This is a genomic window from Prosthecobacter sp. (assembly GCF_046154365.1).
Classification (GTDB): Bacteria; Verrucomicrobiota; Verrucomicrobiia; order Verrucomicrobiales; family Verrucomicrobiaceae; genus Prosthecobacter.
This window is the reverse complement of sequence record NZ_JBJXFV010000080.1, coordinates 1-10,336: the sequence shown is the minus strand read 5'-3', so window position 1 is coordinate 10,336 and position 10,336 is coordinate 1. Positions and strand designations below refer to the sequence as shown.

At 60.6% G+C, this 10,336-nt stretch carries 7 protein-coding genes; 1 reads left to right on the top strand and 6 read right to left on the bottom strand.

The window, feature by feature from the left end; genetic code table 11:
• Positions 1-451: 451 nt before the first annotated feature.
• Genes ACKVY0_RS10565 through ACKVY0_RS10555 form a run of 3 tightly spaced genes read right to left on the bottom strand, consistent with a single transcriptional unit; the run spans position 452 to position 6,239 of the window.
• On the bottom strand, positions 452-2,920 hold the full coding sequence (locus ACKVY0_RS10565) for a DUF4838 domain-containing protein (RefSeq protein WP_409214784.1): 2,469 nt from the start codon (positions 2,918-2,920) through the stop codon (positions 452-454).
• Positions 2,921-2,935: 15 nt separating this feature from the next.
• The gene (locus tag ACKVY0_RS10560; RefSeq protein ID WP_409214783.1) at positions 2,936-4,261 is read right to left on the bottom strand and encodes a GDSL-type esterase/lipase family protein; all 1,326 of its coding nucleotides are present in this window, start codon (positions 4,259-4,261) and stop codon (positions 2,936-2,938) included.
• A gap of 25 nt (positions 4,262-4,286) precedes the next feature.
• Positions 4,287-6,239 carry a DUF4838 domain-containing protein gene (locus ACKVY0_RS10555; protein WP_409214782.1) on the bottom strand — a complete coding sequence of 651 codons (1,953 nt, stop codon included), beginning with the start codon at positions 6,237-6,239 and terminating at the stop codon, positions 4,287-4,289.
• 98 nt (positions 6,240-6,337) lie between these two features.
• Here ACKVY0_RS10555 and ACKVY0_RS10550 point away from each other — a divergent pair, with 98 nt between their 5' ends.
• Positions 6,338-7,282: a LysR family transcriptional regulator gene (locus ACKVY0_RS10550; RefSeq protein ID WP_409214781.1), complete on the top strand. Its 945-nt coding sequence runs from the start codon at positions 6,338-6,340 to the stop codon at positions 7,280-7,282.
• Between the two features lie 210 nt (positions 7,283-7,492).
• Here the strand turns inward: ACKVY0_RS10550 and ACKVY0_RS10545 are convergent, their stop codons facing one another.
• From ACKVY0_RS10545 to ACKVY0_RS10535, 3 genes are all read right to left on the bottom strand, one after another.
• Entirely contained in the window at positions 7,493-8,608 is a 1,116-nt protein-coding gene (locus ACKVY0_RS10545) for a lactonase family protein (protein ID WP_409214780.1), read from the bottom strand.
• 42 nt (positions 8,609-8,650) lie between these two features.
• Positions 8,651-9,499: a M15 family metallopeptidase gene (locus ACKVY0_RS10540; protein ID WP_409214779.1), complete on the bottom strand. Its 849-nt coding sequence runs from the start codon at positions 9,497-9,499 to the stop codon at positions 8,651-8,653.
• A 132-nt stretch (positions 9,500-9,631) separates the two neighbouring features.
• Positions 9,632-10,336, bottom strand: a 705-nt coding sequence (locus ACKVY0_RS10535) for a c-type cytochrome (protein WP_409214778.1), incomplete at its 5' end; no start/stop codon positions are given.

The following is a 10,336-nucleotide window of genomic DNA, read 5'->3' as shown; positions in this document are numbered from 1 at the left end:
CGACGGCTTCGGTCGCAAGCACCTTGCTTGCATCTGCCACGAGCACGACGGCCCCCGCGATGTGGTGATCATTCACAAATGGCTGAAGCGCTGGCGTGAGATTTGGCGCTGCCGGTTCGCGCGCCGATAAGCAGCTCAGACCGAGCAGGAATACTGTGGTTAGAGAGGCAAATATTGTGCAGTGGGTTCTCATCAGGTGGACGGGGTTCAGCTCTCCTTTGAGTTACCGTGCTCGTAGGTTTTCGGCAGCGTATCGGTCCACGCCTTGAGCTTCGCCGAGGGGAACCGGGGTCGGGTGCAAAATCCAACACCTCGCAGTGGATAAGCTCGTCGGTTCTTGGCTTGAAGAAGTGGGTTCATGCGAGGGTGTTGTTGAATTGTGCTGAGTTGTATCAACGGAGGCACGAGTCATTTCCTTTGGCTGCTTGCGAACCACCGCGAAATTGCCCCATCACTTCCCCTTCCCCCACAGCTTCGCGAACTTTTCCGGCACGTAGAAGTCGTCCTTGCCAGTCGCTGAGAAAGACGTGCGCTCGATGGTCGCGCCGCGCACGCGTTGGCGGCAGAGGTTGAAGTGCCAGGGGAACAAATCCTTCGGCTGGGCTCCATCGATGCCCTTGAGCGGGTCGATCATGCGGGAGCCTTCGCCGTTGATTGGGAGGCGCATTTCGATGCTCCATTCCTTGTCACCACGATGCACGGCGAATTGCGCGCCGGAGGTCCACTTCACGCCTTTGCCGTCCTTGCCGTGGTCGATCTCCAGCACGGTGCCGGCGGGATTGATGGCGATTTCGTAGTAGCTGTTGGACGCGGTCTCGATGAGCAGGGTGATGTGATCGCCCGCGAGGAGTTTCGGATCGTCGGGAGTGGTGGTGGCGATGCTGAGGCCGGGAATGTCGGGCTCCTGGCAAACGATGCCGATGTGCAGGATGCTGCCTTCGCGCTGGATTTGGAACATCGTGTTGGCGGTGGGTCGCGGGGCGTCGGGCGTGAGTTTTACGAGCGGGGCGCTGCGCACGTCGGTCCAGTAGTCTTTGAGCACCTGGCCATCGAAGGCTTTTTCGCGCAGCGGCTTTCCGCCGGTCTGATGCGTCTCCAGCACGCGGTAATCGAGCGTGGTGTCGTGCTTGCGGCTGAGCTGCTGTTGCAGCGTGCGCAACGGCTTCATGAGGTCGGCGATTTTTTGAATGCGGCGTCCGGGGAGCGATTGCGGATCGGCGGCGGCTTGCGCGGCGGCGAGCAAAGTGAACGCCTCGCCGATCTTCGCGCCGTCCTGGCCCATGTGCATCCAGTTGGCCTCGGAGAACTCCGCGAAGGCCTGCATCGGCTTGGCCGCGGGGCCGTAGTAGCTGGCGAAGTAGTCGGCCAGCAGCGCATCGAGATTTTGATCCGCATCCCACCAGAGACGCGAGGTGACGTAGAGATTCAGGTGCTCAAGCGCGAACGGATCGTAGCCGAAGCTGCTCTCTTTCCCGGCAGGATGATCGTAGATTTCGATCATCTCGCCGAGCGTGTGGCCTTTCAGTTCGCGCAGGTCGCTGGCGATTTGCTTCGTGTAAATGACGGGCCGTCCGGCCTGCTCGGGGCGGGCGTTGATGTTGTAGTCCCAGGTGAGATATTTGCCGGAAGTGAGCTTCTTCATCCAATCCGTGCGCAAGCTGCGGTGCTCGCTGCGCTTCGTTTCATCCCAGAAGCTCTGGCGCTGACGCGTCTCGATGAGCACGAGGTTCTGGCTGAGTTTGTCGAGCTTCGCCGGAGGCATTTTGTAAGCGCTGTAGGCGAGCCCGCTCACGAGGCGATCCGGGTGCGATTTATAAAGTTCGATCGCCACGCGATTGAGATAGCCCCACACCTGATCCGACATCGTGCCCGACCAACCGCGCTCGGGCGTGAGCTGCGCCATCCACTTCGGATCATCCGAGGTCATGCCGCCGTAGCCATCCACGAGATCGATGCTGAGCATCGGTTCGCGGAAGTGATCGAACATGATGCGTGAGTAGTTGAGGTGCTTCTCGAAAAACAGCGGCGAGTTGAGATCGGGATAGCCGCTGCCCTTCGTCGTGGTGTCGCGTTTGCCGCCGGTGAGCAGATACATCTCCGGGTGCGCCCGCTTCATTTCCTCGCGCATGATGACAAACTTGGCGCCGTGACAGATCTGCGAGATGCCGCCGATCTTGTGCGCTTGGTTCAGCCCCAGCCGCAGCGTCCAGATACCCTTGTCGCCGATGCCGGTGTGGTCTGTGTAGAAAAAGAAACGCCTCATGCCGAAGTCCGGCTTCACCGTTCTGTTCACGACCGGAAGCGCAATCGTCGCCTGCTTCGGCACCACCTCGCCCAACTCCCCCGGCGCAAACCAACGCACGCCAAGATTGCGCAGGAACTCATACACCGCATTGAGCGTCCCCGCGTCATCGTAATCCCAGACGTCGAGGTCCTTGTGGTAGCGCATATACAGCCCGCCAAAGTTATTCCAAAACGTGTCCCCCGTGATCTTGTCGAACTCCGCATTCACCCGCGCCTGCTCCGTCGTGCTGCGCATCCGCCCCCAAGGCTCGATGGGAACAAAGTCCTCGTCCGGCCCCACCAAAGCCAGCCAGTCCGCCCCCGACGCCATGCGAAACGCCCCGTTCTCCAGCCCATTCGTCGCCAGCTTCAACGCCTCGGTGTGCGACGACTTGCCGAGGAAGATATGCGCCTTCCCCACCGTCGGCGCAGTGCGGACCTCCAGCTTCGCCCCGCTGATTTTCTCCAAGTAAGTCTGCAACTCCTTCGCCGCCAGTTTGGTCATGCGCGCCGGTTTTTCCGCGATGACGATCTCCGCGCGAGGCTGGCCGTTTTCGATGAGGAAGGAGTCGGCGGCGTGGGTGGTGACGAGTGGAGTGAGCAGCAGGGCTGCGAGGAGTTTGAGGGTGTTCTTCATTGCGGTGTCTTTCAATCAGGGACGTTCATTCAGCAGCTTATCAAGTGTGGGGCCCATCGCCTCCATCCAGCGGGTGTAGCCGGGGCCGGCGACGTGGAGTTTGTCGGGCATTACTTCCTTCGCGATGGTTCCATCGGGCTCGACGAGTTTGTCGCCGACATCGAGGTAGAAGACCTGCTTTTGGTCGGCCAACGTGGCGAGTTTGGTGTTGGTCTGGCGGATGGATTCGTTGATTTCGTCTTTGATCGAGGCTCCGCGCGGAAGGATGCCGAGGAGGAGGATTTTGCTTCTGGGTGTCTTGTTCTGGATGGCTTTGAGCAGTGCGCCGATGTCCGTGGTGAGTTCGTCGGGAGTGAACTTGCCCGTGAGGTTGTTCGTGCCGATGAGCAGCACGACGACCTTGGGCGCGGCCTTGTCGGGCGTGCCGTTTTGCACGCGCCAGAGGACGTTTTGAATCCAATCGCCGCCGATGCCGAGATTGATGGGACGATGTTTGCCAAACCGCGCCTCCAGCACTTCCTGCGGCCAGCGTGCGGTGATGGAGTCACCGATGAAGACCAGCTCCGAGCGGGTCGTCACGACAGCTGCGCACTGCGCCTGGTGCTTGTCGGCATAGGCGGTGCCGATTTGGCCATTCGCTCCAAACTGCGGTGCGGACGCGTGGAGCGACGGGGAGATGATGTTGACCGGCTCCGCAGGTTTCCGCCCCGTCGGGCAATCCTCGATGACAAAGAAGAGCCGACCTGCGCCTTTCGGCGAATTCGCTGCGGGACCGATGGCGACGTGGATGACATCATCCTTCCTCAAGCGACCGAGGTTGAACTGAAACACCTGGGCGAAGCGATCCTTCTTGAAGAGCGTCTGTGCCTTCAACTGCTCATTCACATAGACCTGCAAATCGGTGCCGTAGCTAAGCGGCGTTCGCAAGTTGCCGTGATTGATCCACACCTCGCCCACCGAGTCGGCGATGAGTTTGTAAGACGCGATGTAACACCGCGCGACGCCATCCTTGTCCCGCATCGCCGAGACATCGAGGTAGCCAATGCCCCGCGAAATGGTGTGGCCCGGCGCATCGGCCAGCAACGCTCCCGACGCATCCCGCACGCCATAAGCCCTCGCCTTCTCATCGTAGGTCAGCGCCTCGTAGCCAGCGGAGTCGCCGAGATTGCCGCGTGCATTCCATTGAAAACTCCAGCCCGGCGGCGGGATCGGAGCGATGGCGGCGTCGCCATAGACGGCGATGATGTTTTTGGACTCGGGTTTACCGGTCTTCGGAGTGGACGGTTCAGCGTGCAGCGAGACCAGTGCTACGAGGAGGAGAGTGGTGAGGGAGCGAGTCATTGGTCGATGCGTTGCGGTTTGAATCTCACAGGCCTTTCACATCAGCCGCTTTGGCTTTGCCGGTGCCGAAGGGTTTGATGTTGCGCTTGCTCATTATGCCGGTGACGACATCGCCCCAGACCACGTGGCGCGGGCTCAGTTCGGTGTGCAGGGTTTTTAGTTCCTTGAGCTTCTGATCGAGTTGGGCAGCATCGGGCTTCGTGACTTGCGTGAGGGCGATGACATCGCGCAGGAGGCGCAGGTGGCGCAGGCCATCACGCAGGAAATGAATGCGTGCCGTGACCTCGGCGTCGTTGGCGGCGAGGTGGACAGCGTCATCGAGAATCGCATCGCCTTTGGCGAGGACGGCGTCGTCATACAACTGCGGCAGCGCCTGCCATGAGCCGAGCAAGGGGTGAGTCGGGTATCCGTATTTGCGGCAGGTGACTTCATACAATCCATTCGCGTCGATGCACACCTCGCCGCCCGCGGCCACGGTGATGGCCAGCTTTGCCGAATAGTCCTGCCAGTAGTCGAGCCAGCGGTGAATGGCGGGTGCAGCCGCCCCGAAAGCGGACGTGTATTCGTTGATGACATCCTCCACGGTTAGATCAGGCCGTGCACCAAGTCGTGAGATGAGGTAATAGCTCGGCCCCTGCATGGCCCAATAGCCATGCAGGGAATCAAAGCGAAACATGAGCATGCCATTGCTGCGAGCGAAGCGCATGAACTCGCCCATCGGTCGCAGTGGCAGGTAAGGCGCGACCGCCCCGGAATGCAGCCAGTTCGGCCGCAAGGCTAGGCCGACACCCGCAGCGCTCCACCCCTGCCATTCGTCCCGAGCGGTGTAGCTGTGCACAAACTCCAGCGCCAAACCCTTCTCGATGGAGAGGCCCGCGGGCGGGTTCCGGTAGGCGGAGTAGGCGAAGCTGCATAGCCTGGTCGTGGGCGCGAGTTGGCGCATCTGCCGCAGCAATTCATTGTAAAAAGCCACGTGCCGCGCGGTGAGATTCACCTTGCCGGACCACACATCTTCCGCCGCATGTGGCCCGCCGAGATCGAGAGACTGGCATCGCGCACAGGTGCAAAAACCGATGCCATCATTGGGCCCCACATTCCACACCGCAGGCATTCCAGCGGCCTTCCACTCTGAGACGATTTGCTCAATGACGGCCGGATTGCTGGTGCAGAGTTTCACAGCACGCGTGGACACCTGTGCAGTGCCCGAAGGCGGCACGGCGAAGTAATTTGGATGCTCCGCATGATACTTCTCCCACCAACGCGTGAAGGCATGACCAAACTCCAGCTCACCGCGGTCGCCGAGCTGATGATGAGCCCACCAGTTGCCCGTCTCTTGCAGCATGCGGTTGACCACAGACTTCGAGGTGCCCGCCTCGGCGCTGTATTTGGGTAGCCCTACCAAAAAACTCCGCTCCACCAAATCAGGTCGAGTCGTGATGTCCAAGGGTGGCAGAATGATCGTCGATTGCTTCGGAACATAGGTTCCCAGCGTTCCCGGCCAAAGCCAGCGCACTCCCAGATGGCGATCCAAAAGGTGCGACACTGCGAATCGAGTCGCCGAAGAGGCATCGCGCACCAGGGACTTCGTTTTTGTTGTCGCTTTCTCTTCTCTCCCAGCCAGCAGAATCGTCTGACCGCTTGTTTTGATGACATATTCCTCAGCGCGCAGCTCCTGCACACGAACCCCCAACTTCTCCGCCAAAGTGCCGCCACCGATCACCAATCGCGCCGTGGTGCCCGGGACCTTCTCGGCCTCTTCGGTCGTCACGATCGGCAGCCGCACACCGGATGCCTGCTCGATGTGCCATTGCAGGTCCTGCGCCGCAACGCGCGACTCCGCAGGAGCTGCATCACCCGTCACGATGACCGCCCGCGCCGTATTGTCTTTCACCAACACCATCCCCGCTGACGAATCAGCCGAAAACGCGGCCAGCGGGGCAATGACGAGAGCGGTGAAGAGTGCGAGTGAAGATCTCATGGTGGTGGTCAATGAATACACCCGCAGCACCTGCATTTGCGCGAGCTATTCGTGGCCAACAAAGTAAAGACGTTTACGTTCAGGCTAAAATCATCCCCATGAAAACCGACCGCCGCTTTTTCAAAGAACTCCGCTTCCGCCAGCTCCGCGCCTTGGTGGAGCTGTCGCGTCAGAAAACCTTCTCCGCTGTGGCTGCTGCGCTGAAAATGTCCGTCGTCTCCGCGTGGCGACAAGTGCGGGCGCTGGAGGAGGAGTTCGGCGTGCAATTGGTCGATACGCAAGGCCAGCAGGTGGTGCTGACGGAGGATGGATGTCTGCTCGTGGAGATGGCAGAGCCGATGGTCGAGAGCTTTCTGTCGTTGCGCTCGGTCTTCGATGACCGGCAAGGCAAAGCCCCGCGCAAACTCACCGTCGCCGCCCCCGCAGGCGTGCTCAATGATGCCCTGCCCGATCCCGTGACTCGCTATCGTCGCCAGTTCCCCAACGTCGGTCTCCGCCTCATGGAACGCCCCTCGCGCGGAGCCCTCGCGGCATTGCTGGCCGGACAGGCGGACATCGCCATCGTCGGCATGACTGCTGCCGATGAACTGCCGGCCGCGCTGAGCCGCCATCGGCTCACGCGCTACCCCATTCATCTGCTCTGCCCGGCGGATCACGTTTTAGCCACAGCGAAAAGGCTCACGGTGAAGCAAATCGCTCAGCATCCACTCGTACTTAGCAGCGAGGACACCTCGGATCGGTCGCAGGTCGATCTCACCTTTGCCAATGCGGGCGTGCTCAACCAGCTCAACATCGCCATTAGCGCCTCACGCGTGCCGATGATCACCAAGTATGTGGCGATGGGCTTCGGCGTCGCGCTGCTGGCGCCGGGCGAAGTGAAACCGCTGGTGCCCAAGCGCGGGCAACCTCAGCTCATCTGGCGAGATGTGAGCGCACTGTTCGGCCATGAGGACTTGGTGCTGCTGCAAAGACAGGGCCGCTTCGAGCTGCCGCATGTGAAGGTGTTTAGGGAGATGGTGGAGCGGTCGTTCGAACATGGTTGAGTAGGATGAGATGTCCCACAGATTCAGGGCGACCACGGCTTTTCTGACTCAGTGTTTTTATTCCTGATAGCTCACCAAGCAACCACCGCTCACAGTCCCCAAGTATCCCGTGGACTTCTGATCTTGTATTTCAATCCGTGGTCGCCCTGAATCCGTGGGATTTGGGAACTGGTGGAGCGGTCGTTCGAGAGCGATGTTTTGATCTCCGGCTCACTCCATCCACCGGATGCACGAGGCCATGGGCACCTCGACGGCCTCGCCGTGCGATTTGATGGAGCCAGAGGCGGAGTCGATCTTGAAGACGACGACGTTGTTGCCGGGCATGTTGGCGCAGAGGAGCCAGCGACCGTCGGGGGTGATGAGTAGGTTTTGCGGGCCTTTGCCGCCACTGGGCTGGACAGTGAGCAGCGTGAGAGTGCCGTCGGCGGCGATGCGGTAGCTGGCCAGGCTGTCGTGGCCACGATTGGTGCCGTAGAGGTGTTTTCCATCGGGCGTGATCTTCAAGTCGGCGGTGTAGCTCTTGCCGGTAAAGTCCGCAGGGAGTGTGGCGATGCTTTGTTTCTCCTGGAGTGTGCCGTCGGCGGCGTTCCAATCGAAGACGGTGATGGTGTTGGCGAGTTCGTTGATGAGATAGACGAGCTTGCCGCCGGGATGAAACGTGAGGTGACGCGGACCGCTGCCGGGCGTGAGTTTGGCAAAAGGCTGGGTGGCGTTCGGCGTGAGTTTTGCAGTGGCGGCGTCGAGGGCGTAAATCATGACCTTGTCGATGCCGAGATCAGCGGCGAATGCGTGTCTGCCATCGGGGCTGACGACGAAGCAATGCGCGTTCGGGCCTTTCTGCCGCTCAGGATCGCCGCCGGAGCCGCTGTGCTGGAAAAACGATACGGATTCACCGAGCGAGCCGTCGCCCATCACCGGTAGCGAGGCGACGTTGCCGCTGGAGTAGTTCGCGACGAGCACGGATTTGCCGGTGGGATCCACTTCGACATAGCACGCGGCTTTGCCACGGCTGTTTTGACGGTTCAGCGCTCGCAAATCGCCCCCACGGCCCTCGATGGCAAAGGCGGCGACGAAGTTGTCCTTCCCACCGAACTCGTCGATGGAATAGAGGAATCTCCGGTCAGGCGAGAGAGCGATGAAGAACGGACTTTGCACACCGGTGGTGCGTTTCAGCGGCTTCAACATGCCTTTTTCGGAATCGAAGCCAAAGGCATGAATCCCGGCCTTTTCAGCGGAAGCAAAGGCGGAGACGAAGACGAGTGGCTGCTCGGCGTGTGCGAGGGCGGTAGTGACGAGGGCGAGGAGTGCCAGGGGAATGCCTTTCATGATGATGTTGGTTGATGGTGTTGGTAAAGGGTTGTGCACGGATCACGCCACGCGCTCCAAAGCGGCAGCGATCTCGCTTTCGATCACCGCCAGCGGATTGAGCAGCGCGAGCGGGTCTTCCACGGGCGTGACTTCATTCGTGATGGGGTTCCAGTTCACGGGGCCGAAGCGGCAGGGCGCGGGATTGCCGGTGAGGATGTGCATGCCGGCGTCGTCTTTATCGAAGTGCCAGAACTCGAAGGGGAAGGGGATGAAGCCGTGCTTCTCCATCATTCCACAAATATCCAACCGTGTGGCGACATGCTCGGGGGCCACAAAAGGCGAGCGCATGGGTGTGCATTCGCTCATTTCGAGATAAGGATAGCCCCGCCAGACCTCGGTGCCGTCGTCGCGCTTGAAGACCGAGATGTCGATGGCGGAGCCGGACATGTGCGCGCCGATCTTGGGCATGTTCGCTGTCAGCACGATGGCGCGGCGGAACATCATCTCGGGGGTCGGAATCTCGCCGCCGAGTTCCCACATGGTCTTTTTCAACACCGTGTCGAAGACCGATGGCTTGCGCACCAGCTGCCGCTGCATGTCCAGCGTGCGGAAGCAGTCCTCGATCTTCAAAATCCAGCCACGCTCGTTCATTTCGCGGCCAATCGTGACGACATCACGCACAAGGCTTTCGCGCATGAAATAGACGCGATCCAGTTCGCCAGCGATCTTGCTCGTCGAAAACAGCATCTCCACGCCACTGGCCGCCGCAGCGTCCCGCAACGACGCAAACCGTTCGCCACACTCCTTCACTGGAAACGCGATGAGCTTCTCCACGATGGCATAGCCCGCCTCCATTTGTTCAGTCCAATACGCACGTCGTGCGGCTTCGTCGGTGGAAGGTGTGTTCATGGTTTGCGATGTGAGGAGTCGGTCGATCATCAATACACCTCGAGTTGCCTCCTTTTCACGGCCTTCCTTGCGCCACTAAAGTAAAAGCGATTACGCTCAGGCTAAAGTGGGCCGCACCTGCGAACACAGCGTTCACCGCCTCTTCACCCGCTGCCGCAGTTCCTCGGGTGTCCACGGAGTTTTTCGGTCGGCGGTTTCGGTGCGGATGGCTTGGATGACGGCGGGAGCGATGGGCTTCTTCCATTGGTGCCAGCGTTCGCCGACGTAATTGAGCACGCTGGCGATTTGGTCATCGCTATAGACTTGGGCGAGTGGGAGCATGAGGCCTTCGCCGTAGGTGATGCCTTCGATGGGGCCGGTCTGGCCGTGGAGGAGGATGCGGGCGAGTGTGGGGATGTCGCCGTTGTTTTTGAACGAAGGGGATTTCGCGATGGCGGGGGCGAGGAGTTTGTCTCCCTGCTTCATGCCTTGGCCGTCGGGGCCGTGGCAGGCGGTGCAGAGGGTTTGGTAGATTTGCTGGCCTTGCTTGGCGGAGGTGCCGAGTTCGGCGACGGCGGCGATGGTTTTCTCTTTGTCGATAATGGCAGCGATGAGCGGCTGCGTGGGGGCTTGGGCAGTGAGGGCTGCGGGAATGGGTGCGTTGGCGCTGCGATGGGCAAGATAGACCTGCGCGAGCACTTGCGGATCGGGGTCGGTGGTCAAGGCGGCGATTGCGGTGGTGATGTCGGCATCGTTTTTGGCGAGGAGGCTTTCGCTGATGCGGACGGCGCTGCGGCGCACGCGAGGATGGCTGTGTTTGAGGTTGGCGAGCAGCACGTCTTTGGGCAGTGACTTGAG